The organism is Arthrobacter sp. AFG7.2 (assembly GCF_002892835.1).
Lineage (GTDB): Bacteria > Actinomycetota > Actinomycetes > Actinomycetales > Micrococcaceae > Arthrobacter.
This window is the reverse complement of the sequence record NZ_PJMB01000004.1, coordinates 157,570-176,266: the sequence shown is the minus strand read 5'-3', so window position 1 is coordinate 176,266 and position 18,697 is coordinate 157,570. Positions and strand designations below refer to the sequence as shown.

Below are 18,697 nucleotides of genomic sequence, written 5' to 3'. Positions count from 1 at the left end.
AAAGAAATGATTACCGACGAGTCAGTATTTAGGCCGACAGCTCGGTACGGCCCTTGCCACGACGGGCTGCCAGGATGGCGCGGCCGGCACGGGTACGCATACGAAGGCGGAAGCCGTGCTTCTTGGCTCGACGGCGGTTATTCGGCTGAAAAGTCCGCTTGCTCACGTTAGTTACTCCAGTGGATCAAAGGTGCGCCCACCCGATCAGTATGGGGAAGAACTGGCCGACGCTAAGTTTTGTATATGCACGCTTCCCCCGGCTGCTTAAGCGAACTGCGCTCAAGCGATTCAGATGGGGCCAAAAAGCGGACACAAAGGACTTCACAACGTTAGGGCAATTTAAGCCCTGGAGTCAAACCGGAAGACCCCCCAACCGCTATCCCCAGCTGTGTCTAACCTGATGCCCAAGCCTGTGGATGAACTGGCTCACAGCACCGTTTTCATAACCACACCAGTGTAATTATCCACAAGCTACTTGCCAGCTATCTTCTAGGCTTTTCATCCCCTAGAGTGGCTCAGTAGCCGATTATCCACGTGCTGTGCATAACCCTGTGGATGAAGCTGAACCCATCCTGGTTCAAGACTTGCGGCTGCAGGCAATGCAGGCAGAGCAAGTTTTGAGGGAACCGATTGATGACAGTAGACGAAGCCAACCACGCCAATACTGTCGGAAGTTCCTGGCGGCGAGTTGTCAGCCTTCTCGAACAGGACCACCGTGTTTCACCGCGGCAGCGTGGCTTTGTCATCCTTGCGCAAGCCCAGGGCCTGATCGGATCCACCCTCCTGGTGGCGGTGCCGAATGAGCTCACCCGCGAAGTACTGCAGACCCAGGTCAAGGACGCCCTGGACGACGCTTTGCACAACGTCTTTTCCGAGGACATCCGCTGCGCCATCGACGTTGATACCGATCTGGTTCCCATTCACGTCGAACCCGAGCCCGTCGTCGTCGAACCTTCCTTCTCTCCGGACCAGCTCATTGAGCAGAAGCCGCAGCCAATGCTGCCCAGCACCTCACATGAGTTCGGCCGGCTGAATCCGAAATACGTCTTCGATACCTTCGTCATTGGTTCGTCCAACAGATTTGCCCACGCTGCTGCTGTCGCAGTTGCTGAAGCTCCTGCCAAGGCGTACAACCCGCTGTTCATCTACGGCGACTCCGGGCTGGGTAAGACGCACCTCCTGCATGCCATCGGCCACTATGCCCGCCGGCTCTACAGCGGAATCCGTGTGCGGTACGTCAACTCCGAAGAGTTCACCAACGACTTCATCAACTCCATCCGTGACGATGAAGGTGCAAGCTTCAAGACCACGTACCGCAATGTCGATGTGCTGCTCATTGACGACATCCAGTTCCTCGCGGGCAAGGACCGGACGCTGGAGGAGTTCTTCCACACGTTCAATTCCCTGCACAACAACAACAAGCAGGTTGTCATCACCTCCGACCAGCCGCCCAAGCTGCTGGCAGGGTTCGAGGACCGGATGAAGTCCCGCTTCGAGTGGGGCCTGCTCACCGACATCCAGCCCCCGGAACTCGAAACCCGGATCGCCATCCTCCGGAAAAAGGCACTCAGCGAAGGGCTGTCCGCTCCGGACGACGCCCTCGAGTACATCGCATCCAAAATTTCCAGCAATATCCGCGAACTCGAAGGCGCCCTGATCCGCGTCACTGCATTTGCCAGCCTCAACCGCCAGGCAGTGGATGTTGCCCTGGCGGAAATGGTCCTCAAGGACCTCATCACGGACGACGGCGCCCAGGAGATCACCTCCAGCCAGATCCTCCAGCAGACCGCCGACTACTTCAAGCTCAGCATGGAAGAACTGTGCAGCAAATCCCGGACCCGCACCCTGGTGACCGCACGCCAGATCGCCATGTACCTCTGCCGGGAGCTCACGGACATGTCGCTGCCAAAGATCGGACAGGAACTTGGCGGCCGCGACCACACCACCGTGATCCATGCCGACAGGAAGATCCGCGAACTGATGGCCGAGCGCCGAGTGATTTACAACCAGGTGACTGAACTGACCAACCGGATCAAGCAGCAGCAGCGCGACTCCTAGCCGGCGCACTCATACCTTATTAACAGGTGCATGTGGATAAGCCTGTGGATAGTTAAGGGGACAACCGCGGTTAATGGGCTTAAAACCCTTAAGGTGCCTGTGGATTCCAAAAATCGCAAAAAATGTTGTCCCCATCCACACCCTGTTTAAAACCTCCCCCACCCACAGTCCATGAACAGGGCTTAACCGCCCGATTCCGCGGCGAGGGAGAGTTATCCACAGTTTCCACAGCAGTTATTAACACTACTAATCCCAAAAATTTGAAGTCCCTCAAATAACAAGATCGATCTCCCGCACCGCACCGGGAGGCCAGCGGCCCCAATGGACCTTGGGCTGCCGAAGGGGGATGGGTTAATCGCTGATCTTCCGGCTAAGCTGTCAGCAGCGCTCCCATCCTTGGGTTTCTGCGTGGCCCAGACAGCACGGACCATGCACCTTCCCGGTGCCGGGGCACCTCCTTGTGTGACTTCCTGTGGGAAGTTTCCGGAACACCAATCGCAGCAGCAATGAAAGGCGGCACCCTTCCGTGAAGTTCAGAGTCGATCGGGACGTCCTGGCAGAAGCCGTCACCTGGACAGCCCGCTCGTTGTCTCCGCGGCCGCCCGTCCCCGTCCTCTCCGGCCTCCTCCTCAAGGCTGAAGCAGGCACGGTCAGCCTTTCGAGCTTCGACTATGAGACGTCCGCCCGCCTCGAAATCACCGCTGATATCCGGGACGAAGGCACCATCCTGGTGTCCGGCCGGCTCCTCGCTGACATCTGCCGCAGCCTGCCTTCGGCCCCCGTTGACGTCGAAACCGACGGCAACAAGGTGACTCTCACCTGCCGTCGAAGCAGCTTCCACCTGGCTACCATGCCGGAAGCCGAGTACCCGCCGCTTCCTGCACTTCCGGCCATCAGCGGAACCGTTCCCGGTGATTCCTTTGCCCAGGCGGTGTCGCAGGTGATCATTGCCGCGAGCAAGGACGACACCCTTCCGATCCTCACCGGCGTCCGGATGGAAATCGAGGACGACCTCATTACGCTTTTGGCCACCGACCGCTACCGGCTCGCCATGCGCGAAGTCCCCTGGAAACCGGTCACCCCCGGAATTTCCACCAGCGCCCTGGTCAAGGCAAAAACACTCAATGAAGTCGCCAAGACCCTCGGCAACAGCGGCGACATCAACCTCGCCCTCGCGGACGACGAGAGCCGCCTGATCGGCTTCGAAAGTGGCGGGCGAACCACCACCTCACTGCTGGTTGATGGCGATTATCCCAAGATCCGGTCGCTGTTCCCGGACTCAACTCCCATCCACGCCACAGTCCAGACCCAGGAACTCGTCGAAGCAGTGCGCCGTGTGTCCCTCGTGGCTGAACGCAACACCCCTGTACGGCTGGCCTTCACGCAGGGCCAGTTGAACCTGGATGCCGGCACAGGAGAAGATGCCCAGGCTTCCGAGGAACTGGAAGCACAGCTTTCCGGCGACGACATCACTGTGGCGTTCAACCCCCACTACCTGGTGGAGGGCCTGAGCGTGATCGAAACCAAGTTCGTCCGGTTCTCCTTCACCACTGCACCAAAACCCGCGATGATCACGGCCCAGGCAGAGGCCGACGGCGAGGACCAGGATGACTACCGCTACCTGGTGATGCCGGTCCGCCTTCCCAACTAGTCCCCATCGGCTCCCAGCCTTCGCAAGCTCAGGCCGGGTCCCTCGCCGATGGGGCCCCAACCACCGCCACCCCAATGCAGAAAGAGAACCCGCACCATGCACATTGGACTGATCGGCCTTGGCAAAATGGGATTCAACATGCGCGAGCGGCTGCGCAAGGGCGGCGTTGAGGTCACCGGATATGACCGTAATCCGGAGGTCACGGATGTGGCCTCCATTGATGAACTGCTTACCGCCGTTCCCACGCCGAGGCTCGTCTGGGTCATGGTGCCGGCCGGTGACGTCACGGATGCCGTCATCACCGAACTGAGCGGGAAGCTCAGTGAAGGTGACCTGGTCATTGACGGCGGCAACTCGAGGTTCACGGAAGACCAGAAGCACGGCGAACTCCTTGCGGCCAAGCGAATCCACTTTGTGGACTGCGGTGTATCCGGTGGTGTGTGGGGACTTGAGAACGGCTACGGTCTCATGGCAGGCGGCGATGCAGCCGATATCAAACGTGCACTTCCCGTCTTTGATGCGCTGCGGCCGGAAGGCGACCGCGAGGACAGCTTTGTCCACGTGGGCGGAATTGGCGCCGGGCACTACGCAAAAATGGTCCACAACGGAATCGAGTACGGTCTGATGCAGGCCTACGCAGAGGGCTATCAGTTGCTGGCGTCAAAAGACATCATCAGTGATCTCCCCGGGACGTTCCGCGCATGGCAAAAGGGCACCGTGGTCCGATCGTGGTTGCTGGACCTGCTGGTCAAGGCACTCGACGAGGATCCGGGCCTGCAGAACATCGACGATTACGTCGAGGACTCCGGGGAGGGCCGGTGGACCGTGGAAGAAGCTATTGCCAATGCAATTCCGGCACCGGCTATCACTGCTGCACTGTTTGCCCGGTTCGAGTCCCGTGAGGACAGCTCGCCGGCCATGAAGATGGTGTCCGCACTGCGCCACCAGTTCGGCGGCCACGCCACCCGCCCCGCCAAGTAGCATCCAGCCGGGAACCGCAGGCTTCCCAGAATTGCCGAAAACCGCGTGTACCTAGAACACCTCTCCCTGACTGACTTTCGCAGTTACGCCCAGGTTGACCTTGCCCTGGGTCCGGGTGTGACCGTCCTGGTGGGATACAACGGCATTGGCAAAACCAACCTGATGGAGGCCATCGGGTACCTGGCGACCCTGAGTTCACACCGCGTCAGCTCCGACGCACCCCTGCTGCGGTTCGGGACTGACCGCGCGCTGGTCAGGGCCCGCCTGGTACGGGGCGGGCAGGTGACGGTCCTGGAACTCGAGATCAACGCCGGCCGGGCCAACCGCGGAAGGATCAACCGCAGCAACCCGGTGCGCGCCCGCGACCTGCTCGGGATTTGCCAGACGGTGCTCTTCGCCCCGGAAGACCTGGCCCTGGTGAAAGGAGATCCCTCCAGCCGCCGCCGGTTCCTTGACGAACTGCTTGCCAGCCTCATTCCGCACCATGCGGCGACACGCAGCGATTATGACCGGGTCTTGAAGCAACGCAATGCCCTGCTGAAATCTGCCCGGGCCGGCAGGTTCACGCCGGCCCACGAAGCCACCCTCGATGTGTGGGACCAGCACATGGCCAAAGCCGGTGCTGAACTGCTGCACGCGCGGCTCGAACTGGTGGAACGCCTCCGCCCCCACCTGGGACGCGCGTACGCAGAGCTGACTGACGCATCCAAACCTGCCGACGCCGTCTACCGTTCCACCCTCCAAAACCAGATGGACGACGACGGCGCGCCCCTTATGCGCGCTGCCGGTAACGGAGCCGGGAGTACCCCGGCAGTGGTGGAGGACCTGCGGCCCTTGTCTGTGGAACAGCTGACGGAACGGTACGTCAAGGCGTTTGCAGACTCCCGCCGCAAAGACATCGAACGGGGCATCTCCCTGGTGGGGCCGCACCGCGACGAGCTGGAACTCATCCTTGGCCAGGCGCCTGCCAAGGGCTACGCATCCCACGGTGAGACGTGGTCGATGTGCCTTTCGCTTCGGCTGGCGTCGTACTACGTGATGCTGGACGATACCCGCACCGGAGGTTCGGCTCCGATCCTGATCCTCGACGACGTTTTTGCCGAGCTGGACGTCCAGCGCAGGCGTAAACTGGCCGCAATAGTCTCCGGCGCGGAACAGGTCCTGGTGACTGCCGCCGTCGACGCCGATATCCCGGAAGAGCTGTCCGGACGGCGGGTGAAAGTCATCCCGGGAGGTATTGATGAGCAGGGACAGTGAAAAGGGCGGCGGGCTGCAGCCCGGCCGCGATCCCGACAACATCGATGCTCCCCAGGTGGCCCTGAACAGGATGCGGGAAGCGGCTGCGGCGCGAGGGGAGATCCGCAGGTCGGCCTCACGGCCGGGCGCCGCGAAAACCAAAAAAGGTATCAGGGATACCCGCGGCTTCAGCCAGTTCCATGCCAGTGGCCGTGATCCGCTCGGCCTGGGCAAGGTGGTGGGTCGCCTCGTGGCAGAACGGGGCTGGACGTCGCCCGTGGCGGTTGGATCCGTCATGGCCGAGTGGCCCACCCTGGTGGGTCCTGAAATTTCCGCCCATTGCACCCCCGAGAGCTTTACTGACACCACACTGCATGTCCGGTGCGACTCAACAGCCTGGGCCACGCAGTTGCGGCTCCTCAGCACCAGCCTTTTGGACAAGTTCCGGGTGGAACTGGGCGAGGGCGTGGTGACAAAGATCCAGGTTCTGGGCCCTGCTGCGCCAAGTTGGCGCAAAGGGGGCCGGTCCGTTAATGGCCGCGGCCCGCGCGACACTTACGGGTAGCGCCGGCGACAGACTCTTGAAAATCGGCCTAACGGCGTGTAGAGCCCTGCAGGGGCCGGTTGGTGTATAGGCACCCGGAGGGCGTACTGCCAGCGCGCCCTAGGTGCGGCCAGCGGCCTTGCATGGGCAAGCCGCCCTCCCGCGACCGCCCTGGAATGCGGGGAAATCCGCACCCGCGCGGTAGAATCGTTGTAGATAACTGGGCGCGGGTGGAACGTTGACTGAGTCCGTTTTCCGTGTGCATCAGGCACGGGGTGCGGATTTACTCTCAACAGGACACCGGCGCTACAAGTTTGTGCCTGTTGGCGGACGACTCTCCTGATGTAACCAGGGGAGGAATCGGCCGGCCATCATCGAGAACAGAGGAGTCGACAGCGCCTGTGGCTAACGACAATACAGATATTCTGGCAGCTGAACCCGCAGTCGAGGATGCCCGGACGCCCGATACCCCGGCCGCCCCGGAGACGCGGCCTGAGTACGGTGCCAGCGATATCACTGTCCTTGAAGGCCTGGAAGCGGTCCGCAAGCGGCCGGGCATGTACATCGGCTCCACAGGGCCGCGTGGTCTCCACCATTTGGTGTATGAAGTTGTAGATAACTCCGTGGATGAAGCCCTCGCCGGCTATTGCACGCACATCGAGGTTGTCCTGCAGGCCGACGGCGGCGTGAAGGTGGTTGACGACGGCCGCGGAATCCCCGTGGACATGCACCCCACCGAACACAAGCCCACCGTTGAAGTGGTTATGACCATCCTGCACGCCGGCGGCAAGTTCGGCGGCGGCGGATACGCCGTTTCCGGCGGCCTCCACGGCGTCGGTATTTCCGTGGTGAACGCTCTCTCCAGCAGGGTCGATACCGAGGTTCGCCGCCAGGGCCACGTCTGGCGAATGTCTTTCGCAGATGGCGGCAAGCCCCAGGGCAGCCTGGTTAAAGGCGAGGAAACAGACCGCACCGGCACCACCCAAACGTTCTATCCGGACCCCACTATTTTCGAGGTCACCGAGTTCGACTTCGAAACGCTCCGCGCCCGCTTCCAGCAGATGGCCTTCCTTAACAAGGGACTTCGCATCACGCTCACGGACGAGCGCACCTCCACCGAGGACGAAGCCGACGCCGACCTGGACCTGGACGGCATGGTCACCGAAGGCGAAGTCAGTGCCGAGCACCGCACAGTGGTCTACCAGTACGACGAAGGCCTGCTGGACTACGTCAAGCACCTGAACTCCGGCAAGAAGGTGGAAGTAGTCCACGAGGACGTCATTGCCTTCGAAACCGAGGACAAAGAGCGAAAAATCGCCCTGGAAATGGCGATGCAGTGGACCAACGCCTACTCCGAAAGCGTGCACACGTACGCCAACACCATCAATACCCATGAGGGCGGCACCCACGAAGAGGGCTTCCGTGCCGCCATGACATCCCTGATCAACCGCTACGCGCGGGAAAAGGGCATCATCAAGGAAAAAGACGACAACCTGACCGGTGACGACATCCGCGAAGGCCTTACCGCTGTCATCTCGGTAAAACTGGCCGAACCCCAGTTTGAAGGCCAGACCAAGACCAAGCTCGGAAACTCTGAAGTCAAGGGCTTCGTGCAGCGCGTGGTTACCGACGGCCTGGGCGACTGGTTGGAGCGAAACCCCGGCCCGGCCCGGGACGTCATCCGGAAGGCAATCTCCGCAGCCCAGGCACGGATGGCCGCCCGCAAGGCACGGGACAATGCCCGCCGGAAGAGCCCGCTGGAGTCCTTCGGCATGCCCGGCAAGCTCTCCGACTGCTCCTCGAAGAACCCCGAAAAATGCGAGGTCTACATCGTGGAGGGCGACTCCGCCGGCGGTTCAGCCAAGCGAGGCCGCAACCCCGAAACCCAGGCCATCCTGCCCCTGCGCGGAAAGATCCTGAACGTGGAACGCGCCCGCCTGGATAAAGCGCTCGGCAACGCCGAAGTCCAGTCCATGATTACTGCATTCGGTACGGGCATTGGTGAGGACTTCGACCTCTCCAAGCTGCGGTACCACAAGATCGTCCTGATGGCAGACGCCGACGTGGACGGCCAGCACATCACCACCCTGCTGATGACGCTGCTGTTCCGCTACATGCGGCCCCTGATTGAGAACGGTTACGTCTACCTGGCCCAGCCTCCCCTGTACCGCATCAAGTGGTCCAACGCCGCCCACGACTACGTATACAGCGACCGTGAACGGGACGCAAAACTCGTAGCCGGCCAGGCCGCCGGACGCCGTATCCCCAAGGACAACGGCATCCAGCGCTACAAGGGACTCGGCGAAATGGATTACACCGAACTGTGGGACACCACCATGGATCCGGACAACCGCACGCTGCTCCAGGTGACCATGGACGACGCCCTCGCCGCGGACCAGATCTTCTCGGTCCTGATGGGCGAGGACGTGGAGTCCCGCCGCAACTTCATCCAGCAGAACGCCAAGGACGTCAGGTTCCTCGATATCTAGGAAGCCCTCTTCCTCATATTCGGATCCTGACATATACCTGAAACGGAAATAAATAAATGAGCGACGAAACACCCGAGAACCCGGCCTCCGATGCCGGTACTCCGGACACCGTTCTTGAAGGCGATGTGCTGGTAGACCGTGTGGAGCAGGTGGACCTCCAGACGGAAATGCAGCGGTCCTACCTTGACTACGCCATGGCTGTCATTGTCGGCCGCGCCCTCCCCGACGTCCGTGACGGCCTGAAACCCGTCCACCGCAGGGTCCTCTATGCGATGTTCGACGGCGGCTACCGCCCGGACCGGTCCTTTAACAAGTGCGCCCGCGTGGTGGGTGAGGTCATGGGCCAGTACCACCCGCACGGTGACACGGCAATCTATGATGCCCTGGTCCGCCTGATCCAGGACTGGACCATGCGCTACCCCCTGGCTCTCGGCCAGGGCAACTTCGGGTCCCCGGGCAATGACGGTGCTGCAGCGCCGCGGTACACGGAAACGAAGATGGCTCCGTTGGCAATGGAGATGGTCCGCGACATCGACGAGGAAACCGTCGATTTCCAGGACAACTACGACGGCAAGAACCAGGAACCCACCATCCTCCCCGCCCGGTTCCCGAACCTGCTGGTGAACGGATCCTCAGGCATTGCCGTCGGTATGGCCACTAATATCCCGCCGCACAACCTCCGCGAAGTAGCCGACGGCGTGCAGTGGTACCTGGCCAACCCCACGGCCAGCCGCGAGGAACTGCTGGAGGAACTCCTGCTGCGGGTCAAGGGCCCCGATTTCCCCACCGGCGCCACCATCCTGGGCCACAAGGGCATCGAGGACGCCTACCGGACCGGCCGCGGCTCCGTCACCATGCGCGCCGTGGTGAACGTGGAGGAACTCCAGGGCCGCACCTGCCTGGTGGTCACTGAGCTTCCGTACCAGGCCAACCCGGACAACCTGGCCATCAAGATCGCCGAACTTGTCAAGGATGGCAAGATCCAGGGCATCGCCGACCTCCGGGACGAAACCTCGGGCCGCACCGGGCAGCGGCTTGTTATTGTCCTCAAGCGCGACGCCGTGCCCAAGGTGGTGCTGAACAACCTCTACAAGCACACCGAACTGCAGAGCAACTTCTCCGCCAACATGCTGGCCATTGTTGACGGCGTGCCCCGGACCCTGAGCCTGGATGCCTTTATCCGGCACTGGGTGACCCACCAGATGGACGTCATTGCCCGGCGCACGCGGTACCGGCTGCGCAAGGCGGAGGAAGAAGCCCATATCCTCCGTGCGCTTCTGAAGGCACTGGACATGCTGGACGAAGTCATCGCCCTCATCCGCGCCTCCAACACAACCGAAGCGGCCCGTGACGGACTGATGGGGCTGCTGGACATCGACGAACTGCAGGCCAGGGCCATCCTGGACATGCAGTTGCGCCGCCTCGCCGCCCTTGAACGCCAGAAAATCCAGGACCGGCACGCCGAACTCGAAGCACTCATTGCCGAGTACAACCAGATCCTTGGCTCGGAACAGCGCCAGCGCGAGATCATCAGCACCGAGCTGGGCGAGATCGTGGACAAGCATGGGGATGACCGCCGCACCAAGATCCTCATGGGATTCGACGGCGACATGTCCATGGAAGACCTCATTCCCGAAGAGGAAATGGTGGTCACGATTACCCGCGGCGGTTACGTCAAACGGACCCGCAGCGACAACTACCGGTCCCAGCAGCGCGGCGGCAAGGGAATCAAGGGTGCACAGCTCCGTGGTGATGACGTGGTGGAGCACTTCTTCGTCACCACAACGCACCACTGGCTGCTCTTCTTCACGAACCTCGGCCGCGTTTACCGCGCCAAGGCGTACGAGCTGATGGAAGCCGGCCGCGACGCCAAGGGCCAGCACGTGGCCAACCTCATGGCATTCCAGCCGGACGAACACATCGCCCAGGTCCTGGACCTGAAGGACTACCAGCAGGCGCCCTACTTGGTGCTGGCCACCAAGCGGGGGCTGGTCAAGAAGACCCGGCTGGAGGATTACGACACGAACCGCTCCGCGGGCGTGATCGCAATCAACCTCCGCGATGGTGACGAGCTGGTGTCCGCCCAGCTGGTTTCGGAAACCGATGACCTGCTGCTGGTGTCCCGCAAGGGCCAGTCCATCCGTTTCACGGCTACCGAGGACGCCCTCCGCCCCATGGGCCGGGCAACCTCCGGCGTCACCGGCATGAAGTTCCGCGAGGAGGACGAACTGCTGGCCGCGAACGTGGTGACCGATGGTTCCTTCGTGTTCATTGTTACGGACGGAGGCTACGCCAAGCGCACCGCCGTGGAGGAGTACCGGCTCCAGGGACGCGGCGGCCTGGGCATCAAGGTTGCGAAGCTGGCCGAAGGACGCGGGGACCTGGTGGGAGCACTGATCGTCCAGGAAGAAGATGAAGTCCTGGTGGTTATGGAGGGCGGCAAGGTGGTTCGCTCCTCCGTTGCCGGAGTTCCCGCCAAGGGCCGTGACACCATGGGCGTCATCTTTGCCAAGCCGGACAAAAACGACCGGATTATCGAGGTGGCACGCAACAGCGAACGGGGTCTCGAGGGCGAGGAATCGCCGGAGGATGACGTAACGTTGGCTGAAGATGGCGGATCCCTCGAGGAATCGGCCAGCCCAGCAGTGGCAGAAGAATCACCGGCCGTTGAGTCAGAGGACGCCTCGGGCGACACTGAGCCGAACGAAGACTACACGGAGGTAACGAGTGAGTAATCCCGACTCATTTCCCAAGGCGAACAGCACCGTTCCCGACGGCAACCGGCCCTCAGCCGCACCCCGGGTCAACGCCCCCGTGCGGCCTCAGCAGCGGCCCGCTGCACCCGCCGGCGCCCCGGGACAGCGTCCCGCCGTTCCCGGCCAGCGTCCAGCGCAGGGTGATCGTCCAGCCCAGGGTGACCGTCCTGCGCAGGGGGACCGCGCAACCGTCCAGCCAGGCCAGCGTCCGGTACAGGGCCAGCCCGGCCAGCGCCCCGCCCCGGGACAGCGGCCAGTGGCGGCAGGCCAGCGACCCGGCACAGGAGCTCCGGGACAAGGCGGTCCGGGCCTGGTGAAGCCTGCCCCGAAAGCGAAGGTCCGTCGGGCCCGGCTGCTGATCAGCAAGGTGGACCCATGGTCCGTCCTGAAGATGGCATTCCTGTTGTCGGTCGCTTTGGGCATTGTCACGGTTGTGGCCGCCATTGTGCTGTGGACTGTCCTTGACCTCACAGGCATCTTTGACCAGGTGGACAGCCTGCTGGGTACCCTGGCCGGCTCCGAAGGCGGCGGCTTCGAGCTGAAGAAGGTGGCGTCCTTGGGACAGGTGGCCTCCTTCGCCACCATTATTGCCGTCGTGAACGTTGTCCTGCTCACGGCACTCTCCATGCTCTCCGCGGTGCTTTACAACATCTCTGCCACCTTGGTGGGCGGCATTGGCGTCACCCTCACGGACGACTAGAGTCCCTTTTCCGCCGGTCCAGCACCGGCGGAAACAGCCGATTTGAGATCGGGCAGGGATGTGCTGTAAAGTCATGTCTCGGCCCGATGAGGCATCGGGGCGTATAGCTCAGGCGGTTAGAGCGCTTCGCTGATAACGAAGAGGTCCCAGGTTCAAGTCCTGGTACGCCCACGGAACCTGTGCAGGTTCAGGGGTAGGTTTGGTTGGCGTGACACGCTGCCAGGCCGGAACGGGGAGCATGTGAAGAAGTTGCTTGTACTGGCAGCCGCAATCGCAGGTGTCCTGGTCTACCGGAAAGCACAGGAGTCCGAAGCCCGGAAAGACGTCTGGAGCAAGTCAACCGACACGGTAGACTAGCCCCGGATCCCGGACAGGAGCTGGTCAAAGGCTCCCAGGTTCTAGGGTATGATTGACGGGTTGCTTCTTATGGGGGCATGGCGCAATTGGTAGCGCACCTGCTTTGCAAGCAGGGGGTTCGGGGTTCGAGTCCCCGTGCCTCCACCATAAGGAAGTCCCGGTCAGCGGAAACGCTGGCCGGGACTTTTGCTTTCTCCCGGCAGCAGCCTCGGGCGGAACTGGCCGGCCACCACGTACGAACTCCGCATTAGGGTTGTCCAGTGAACTTCTTTCTTGCAGCCCTCGGCGTTCTGGGCGTTGCTTCGTCCGGTCCGTTGATTGCCGCCACCCTCGGGGCGACCACCGTCAGCGCACTCGCCATTGCCTTCTGGCGCAATGCCATCGGGGCAGCCGTCATGGCCTCGCCCACCCTCATCCGGGAGCCGCAGCAGTTCGGCCGGATCACCCGGCGTGAGTTCCGCTGGTGCCTGCTGGCCGCCGTCGCACTTGCCCTGCACTTCGCCTGCTTCATCACGTCGCTGCAGCTGACCTCTGTTGCCGCGGCCACGGCCCTGGTGTGCCTGCAGTCCGGCTGGATCGCTGTATTCCAGCTCTTCCGCGGTACCCGGCGCCGGTGGCCGGTGCTGGCCGGCCTTGGTGCCGCTTTTGGCGGTGTTGTTGCCATTACCGGGTTCGACATGGGTTCTTCCCCGGACGCGCTGCTGGGCGACCTGCTGGCCGTTGCGGGCGGGATGCTGGCAGGCCTGTACACACTGGCAGGAGGAAAAGCCAGGCAGAGCATGACGACGGGCACCTACACCACGCTGTGCTACGGAATGTGCGCCGCGTTTGTCGCCGTCCTGGCATTCCTGGCCGGACAACCGCTGGTGGGTTTTGAGGCGGCCGGGTGGCTGGGGATCCTTGCCATTACAGTCTGTGCGCAGCTCGTGGGCCATACGGCGTTCAATCATCTGCTGGCCACCATGAGTCCGCTCCTCGTATCAATGATCATCCTGTTGGAGATCCCCGGGGCTGCACTGCTTGCTGCCGTGTTCCTCGGCGAGACGCTCCCGGCCGGCACCTATGCCGGGCTGGGACTGATACTGGCGGGACTCGCCGTCGTGGTTCTGGGCCAGCGGTCCGGGAGGGCCGGCCGCCGGCGTAACCTGGCGGCAGGCGGCAGGGAGGAACCGCCGTCAGACCGGCCGCTCGCGGAGCTGGGAACCGACTGAGGTTCCGGCTTTACTGGCCGCCCCGGCGCGCAGGCTGGGCCGTGTTGACGGTGTGGATGGCACGCAGGAGTTTTGCCGGGAAGTACACCGAAAAGAAGACCACCATGGGAGCCTTCAGCGCCATCTTTTTAACATTGTGCGCCTTGTAGGTGCGGTCGAACCGCGTCACGTAGTAGCGGTAGTCCCGGGGTGAATCCTCAAGCCGGCGGGCTGACATACCCGACACCATCTGCGGGCAGTACTGGATCTTCAGGTCATGCTCGGCCAGATGCAGGGACAGGTCAATGTCCTCATGCATCTCGTCCTTTTCATCACGGCAGGTCTCGGCCCGGATCGTTTGCCACGCAGAGGACCGGAGGGCCATGTTGGAGCCGAAGAGGAAATGGTACTGGTGCTTGGCCAGCTTCAACATGAGTTGGCGCATCTTGTCGTCAGCCTTGAGGCCAAAACGGCGCATGGGCATGTCGTAGTACACCACCGGACCTGTGGCTGCCTGGACGGACTGGTCCAGAAAGGCCTTCTGCACCTGCTCCACCCAGTCCGGCTCCACCACGGAATCGGCGTCGATCCTTCCCAGGACGTCCCCGGTTGCGTGGTCCAGGCCGAAGTTGCGGGTGGGGATAAGCCCCTGCTCCTTGTCCTGCGTGAGGAGGATGATGGGGCTTTCCGGGTACTCGAGCTGCATTTGGTGCACGATGCGCGAAGTCCGGTCCTTGGACAGGTTGTCCACAACCACGATCTCGTGGGCAGGGACGGACTGGTAGATGGCAGCTATAAGGCACTGCCGGATGACGCTCTCCTCGTTATAGGCCGGGATAACAATGGACACGCGGGGCAGGTCTGCTGCGTCGTTCAAGGCGTCCCCAGAGGATTGTTCGGCTGACATCGGTTCAAATCTAGCACCGAACAGCTGTCCGCTCCGGAAAGGCGGGAACAACTGGAGACAACAAGGAAGCGGGAAGGGCCCCGCCTTGTGGCGGAGCCCTTCCCTTGTGGTGCTTCCCGGCCGCACGGGCCGGGACCAATCAGGTGGTTTGCATCAGGACTGCGTGGTGCCTTTGTCCCCGTTGCTGATGTTGGACGCGATGTTCTTCGTAGCGGTCTTTGCGTCGGTTGCTGCCTTCGCTGCGCCGTCGGTGACGCCTTCGGCAACGTGCTTTGCCTTCTCGCCGGCGTCCTCAGCATTGTCCGCGGTGGTGGCCTCGGAGGAGGGCGCAACTGATGCCGGCTCCGTGGAAACGGTGGCCGTTTCCGGTACGTCGTTGACCGTAGTGGCCGGAACGGGTGCTGGCGTGGGTGTCACAGGTGACGGGGTTTTCCAGGGGTCTTCAACCGGCTTCGACGCTTTCCAGGCGGCCACACCGGCTGCCACGGCTGCGGCGATGACACCAAAGACCAGCCAGCCGCGCTTCTTCGGCGCCTCCGGCTCAAGGACCTGGATGTCTGCCGCCCGTCCGGCGTGTGCCGCGGCAGCCTTGAGCTGCGAACCGGTGGCAGCCGCCTGCTCCTGGATGGCGTGGATGATTCCTACGTCGCCAAGCTTTTGGGCCATGGCATCCACACGCGCGGGCGTGTTTTCCAGCGTGCGGTGCACAACAGTGGATGCGGAACCGATCTGATCCGAAAGACGCGGCAGGTACTCCACCACCACGCGGTCACGGGCGTTGAGGATCACCGGCGTTGCCTTGTCCAGGGCCTCGTGCAGGCGCGGGGAAGCCCCGTCCACAGCATCATTGATCCTCGGCGCGAGCTGGGCCAGGCCGTCCTGGATGCGCGGGGTAACCGTGGCAACACCGTCAGCCAGGTTGTAGGCCGCTGACTTAAGGCCTTCCTGGATCTTGGGTGAAGCGGTGTCCAGGCCATGCTGGATACGGTCAACTGCTGCTTCCATACGGGGGGCTGCCCAATCCTTGGCATTCTCTACGGCGCTGGTGACTGACAACTCCAGGTCACGGGCAATACGATCCGATTTCTTCACAACTACCTCCCGATTAATGTGACGGTTCTGTGGTTAGCCTACGTGGCTTGATGTTCACCGGCTATTCCCACTGCGGATTTTAGGCGGATTTCACCCAGCGCGGAACTCCCGCCGCAGCCGCCACCGCCCATAACGGCCGTGGAAGAATGGGGCCTATGACTGCCATCGCAACTGCAAAAGCAACCATCCACACCAGCCTCGGCGACATCGTCGTCAACCTCTTCGGCAACCATGCGCCGAAGACCGTCAAGAACTTCACAGGCCTAGCCACCGGCGAGCAGGCGTGGACCCACCCGGAGACGGGTGAGGACAAGACCGGCACCCCGTTGTACAACGGCACCATCTTCCACCGCATTATCAAGGACTTCATGATTCAGGCCGGCGATCCGCTGGGCCGCGGCGTCGGAGGACCCGGCTACCAGTTCGATGACGAGATCCACCCGGAACTCAGCTTCAACCAGCCGTACAAGCTGGCCATGGCCAACGCCGGAATCCGGATGGGCAAGGGCACCAACGGATCACAGTTCTTCATCACCACCATTCCCACGGACTGGCTCCAGGGCAAGCACACCATTTTTGGTGAAGTGGCTGACGATGAGTCGAAGAAGGTTGTTGACGCCATCGAGGGCGTTCGCACCGGCATGGGTGACCGTCCCGTAGAGGACGTCACCATCAACAGCATCGACATTGAACAGCTGTAATAACGGAGCATGAGTTACGGAGTTCCGGCGGCTGAGCCGTCCGCGCAGGTCCCGGTGTGCCCGCGCCATCCGGACCGGCCGTCCTACGTACGCTGCCAGCGGTGCGGCCGGCCGGCCTGTCCCGAGTGCCAGCGGGCGGCCGCCGTCGGATTCCAATGCGTTGACTGCGTCAACGAAACAAAACGTACGACGCCGGAGGTGCGGACGGTCTACGGCGGTGCCGTAGCAAACGGGAAACCTGTTGTGACGTTCGGAATCATTGCTGTGTGCGTGGTTGTGTACGCCCTGCAGTTGCTGATACCGGACGAAGCCGTGTTCCGGGGATTCGCGTACGCCAACATCTTCGCGGAACCGCGGTGGGGGCAATTCGAACCCTGGCGGATGCTGACTGCCGGTTTCCTCCATTCGCAGGGTTCGCTCCTCCACATCATCCTCAACATGTACACGCTGTGGATATTTGGGCAAGCGCTGGAACCGCTTTTGGGCCGCCTGAGATTCCTGGCGCTGTACCTGGTCTCCGCGCTGGGCGGCTCTGTGGGGTACCTCCTGCTGACTGCGCTCTATAACCCCGGCCAAGGCCTCGTGGGAGTAGTAGGCGCATCGGGTGCCATTTTTGGGCTCTTTGGGGCCATGCTGCTGGTGCAGCGGCAGCGCGGCGGCGACACGCGGCAGCTGTGGGTCCTGATTGCAATCAATGGGGTGATTGGGTTCCTGATTCCCCAAATCGCCTGGCAGGCCCACCTCGGCGGGCTTATCACCGGCGCACTGTGTGCCGCGGTACTTGCCTACGTCCCCCGGGGTCCGCGCCAGGGACTTCTCCAGGCCGCAGGGCTGGTGGCCGTCCTGGCTTTGCTCATCGCGGTCAGTTGGCTCCGGATTTCCCTCTAGAGTCCAGCCTCAGCGGTCAGCTGCGAAGAAACACCCTAACCCCGACGTCCTCAGGACGTCGGGGTTTTTTATCCACAGCACTTATCCACAGTGTTGGTAACTTACACAGATGTAGTTCACCGTTTCACCCCGCCTCCGCCCCCGAACCGCAGGCCTTTTCCCGGCTTTTCCCCAGAATGGAGGCGTTTCTTTCCACATCTGTGGATAACTTCTGGGGATAGGCATGTGTTTAAGTGGACAACTCGCCCCATTGCGGCAATCCCGTGGATAAACAGGCAGAAAAGCCGCAAGGCATTGGATAGGTTCCGTGTGGAAGAGAAAATATCAACAGGTTTTGCACACTGTTAATAAACGACAGGGATGTAGTTCTTGGGGTGTCCTGTCCTTGCATCCCAACGTGCGGGCTCCTGGTTCGCCTGCCGCTAACCCCTCTATCCACATGTGTGGATAACTTGTGGGTATCGCAATGTTGGTAAGTGGATAAGCTTCAGGTGCGAACCCCCCTTGGCGCATCAGAGCCTTTGCCATCAGGAGAAACCATGACAGCAGTTACCAAGCACATCTTCCTCGACAAGCAGCACCCGGAGCTGTGGCGGGCTTTGAACGGCCTGGGACTGAAGGTCAAAGAGGCGGCGCAGGAGGCCGGCATGGACCCCAAGACCATGGAACTGCTGAACGTGAGGATCTCCCAGCTCAATGGCTGCGCCTACTGCCTAGATCTGCATGTCAGGGACGCGCTGACCGCGGGCGAGACCGTTCAGCGGCTGGCAGTACTGCCGGCGTGGCGCGAAACGGCATTGTTTACCGAAAAGGAGCGTGCTGCCCTGGCTCTGGCTGAAAGCATTACGGAACTGCCCGGCCACCGTTCCCAGGAGTATGAGGAAGCCTATGCCAGGGAGCACCTGACAGAGGAGGAATTTTCGGCGGTCAGCTGGCTGGTTATCACGATGAACGCCTACAACCGGGTGTCCATTACGAGCCACCATCCTGTCCAACGCCAGCGGTAGGACATACAGGACTCTCGGTACGGCTCTTTATCCACAAGTATTCCACACTGTTAATAAGTGCATCTGGAATGCCTGTTGAGGCGCCGACCCTGCTGGCGGGCGCTGCAGGCAGTGCCAACCTCCATTGCAAAAAGTTATTC

General features: G+C 62.0%; 16 protein-coding genes and 2 tRNA genes. 15 read left to right on the top strand and 3 right to left on the bottom strand.

Features of this window, described 5'->3' with window-relative positions; genetic code table 11:
- Positions 1–28 precede the first annotated feature (28 nt).
- A complete protein-coding gene (rpmH, locus tag CXX84_RS09240; protein ID WP_003800212.1) occupies positions 29–166 on the bottom strand; it encodes a 50S ribosomal protein L34 in 138 nt (45 codons plus the stop codon).
- A gap of 467 nt (positions 167–633) precedes the next feature.
- Between rpmH and dnaA the strand changes: the two genes are divergently transcribed.
- From dnaA to CXX84_RS09185, 12 genes are all read left to right on the top strand, one after another.
- A complete protein-coding gene (gene dnaA / locus CXX84_RS09235) occupies positions 634–2,058 on the top strand; it encodes a chromosomal replication initiator protein DnaA (RefSeq protein ID WP_102976415.1) in 1,425 nt (474 codons plus the stop codon).
- A gap of 526 nt (positions 2,059–2,584) precedes the next feature.
- On the top strand, positions 2,585–3,709 hold the full coding sequence (dnaN, locus tag CXX84_RS09230) for a DNA polymerase III subunit beta (protein ID WP_102976414.1): 1,125 nt from the start codon (positions 2,585–2,587) through the stop codon (positions 3,707–3,709).
- A gap of 48 nt (positions 3,710–3,757) precedes the next feature.
- On the top strand, positions 3,758–4,690 hold the full coding sequence (gnd, locus tag CXX84_RS09225) for a phosphogluconate dehydrogenase (NAD(+)-dependent, decarboxylating) (protein WP_262982127.1): 933 nt from the start codon (positions 3,758–3,760) through the stop codon (positions 4,688–4,690).
- A 45-nt stretch (positions 4,691–4,735) separates the two neighbouring features.
- Positions 4,736–5,947 (top strand): DNA replication/repair protein RecF, encoded by a 1,212-nt coding sequence (recF, locus tag CXX84_RS09220; RefSeq protein ID WP_102976412.1) that lies wholly within the window; start codon positions 4,736–4,738, stop codon positions 5,945–5,947.
- Complete coding sequence (locus CXX84_RS09215; protein WP_102976411.1) at positions 5,931–6,491, top strand: DUF721 domain-containing protein; 561 nt, start codon at positions 5,931–5,933, stop codon at positions 6,489–6,491. The genes recF and CXX84_RS09215 overlap by 17 nt, the downstream gene beginning before the upstream one ends.
- 380 nt (positions 6,492–6,871) lie before the next feature.
- The gene (gene gyrB / locus CXX84_RS09210) at positions 6,872–8,959 is read left to right on the top strand and encodes a DNA topoisomerase (ATP-hydrolyzing) subunit B (protein ID WP_102976410.1); all 2,088 of its coding nucleotides are present in this window, start codon (positions 6,872–6,874) and stop codon (positions 8,957–8,959) included.
- Positions 8,960–9,015: 56 nt separating this feature from the next.
- Positions 9,016–11,694 (top strand): DNA gyrase subunit A, encoded by a 2,679-nt coding sequence (gene gyrA / locus CXX84_RS09205; RefSeq protein ID WP_102976409.1) that lies wholly within the window; start codon positions 9,016–9,018, stop codon positions 11,692–11,694.
- Positions 11,687–12,415, top strand: coding sequence for a DUF3566 domain-containing protein (locus CXX84_RS09200; RefSeq protein WP_102976408.1), 729 nt, complete (start codon positions 11,687–11,689; stop codon positions 12,413–12,415). Before gyrA ends, CXX84_RS09200 begins: the two co-directional genes overlap by 8 nt.
- A gap of 97 nt (positions 12,416–12,512) precedes the next feature.
- Positions 12,513–12,586: transfer RNA gene (locus tag CXX84_RS09195), tRNA-Ile, on the top strand.
- Between the two features lie 69 nt (positions 12,587–12,655).
- Positions 12,656–12,772: a DLW-39 family protein gene (locus CXX84_RS19295; protein ID WP_217700331.1), complete on the top strand. Its 117-nt coding sequence runs from the start codon at positions 12,656–12,658 to the stop codon at positions 12,770–12,772.
- A 71-nt stretch (positions 12,773–12,843) separates the two neighbouring features.
- Positions 12,844–12,919, top strand: a tRNA-Ala gene (locus CXX84_RS09190).
- Positions 12,920–13,032: 113 nt separating this feature from the next.
- The gene (locus CXX84_RS09185; RefSeq protein WP_102976407.1) at positions 13,033–13,983 is read left to right on the top strand and encodes a DMT family transporter; all 951 of its coding nucleotides are present in this window, start codon (positions 13,033–13,035) and stop codon (positions 13,981–13,983) included.
- Between the two features lie 10 nt (positions 13,984–13,993).
- On the opposite strand, the gene CXX84_RS09180 is transcribed toward CXX84_RS09185, so the two are convergent.
- Complete coding sequence (locus tag CXX84_RS09180) at positions 13,994–14,869, bottom strand: glycosyltransferase (RefSeq protein WP_102976406.1); 876 nt, start codon at positions 14,867–14,869, stop codon at positions 13,994–13,996.
- A 153-nt stretch (positions 14,870–15,022) separates the two neighbouring features.
- Positions 15,023–15,961 carry a hypothetical protein gene (locus CXX84_RS09175; RefSeq protein ID WP_102976405.1) on the bottom strand — a complete coding sequence of 313 codons (939 nt, stop codon included), beginning with the start codon at positions 15,959–15,961 and terminating at the stop codon, positions 15,023–15,025.
- 155 nt (positions 15,962–16,116) lie between these two features.
- Between CXX84_RS09175 and CXX84_RS09170 the strand changes: the two genes are divergently transcribed.
- The 3 genes from CXX84_RS09170 (at position 16,117) to CXX84_RS09160 (ending at position 18,557) form a co-directional block, all read left to right on the top strand.
- Positions 16,117–16,662 carry a peptidylprolyl isomerase gene (locus CXX84_RS09170; RefSeq protein WP_102976404.1) on the top strand — a complete coding sequence of 182 codons (546 nt, stop codon included), beginning with the start codon at positions 16,117–16,119 and terminating at the stop codon, positions 16,660–16,662.
- A 9-nt stretch (positions 16,663–16,671) separates the two neighbouring features.
- Positions 16,672–17,550, top strand: coding sequence for a rhomboid family intramembrane serine protease (locus tag CXX84_RS09165; protein ID WP_102976403.1), 879 nt, complete (start codon positions 16,672–16,674; stop codon positions 17,548–17,550).
- 539 nt (positions 17,551–18,089) lie between these two features.
- The gene (locus tag CXX84_RS09160) at positions 18,090–18,557 is read left to right on the top strand and encodes a carboxymuconolactone decarboxylase family protein (protein WP_102976402.1); all 468 of its coding nucleotides are present in this window, start codon (positions 18,090–18,092) and stop codon (positions 18,555–18,557) included.
- The last annotated feature ends 140 nt before the right edge of the window (positions 18,558–18,697 follow it).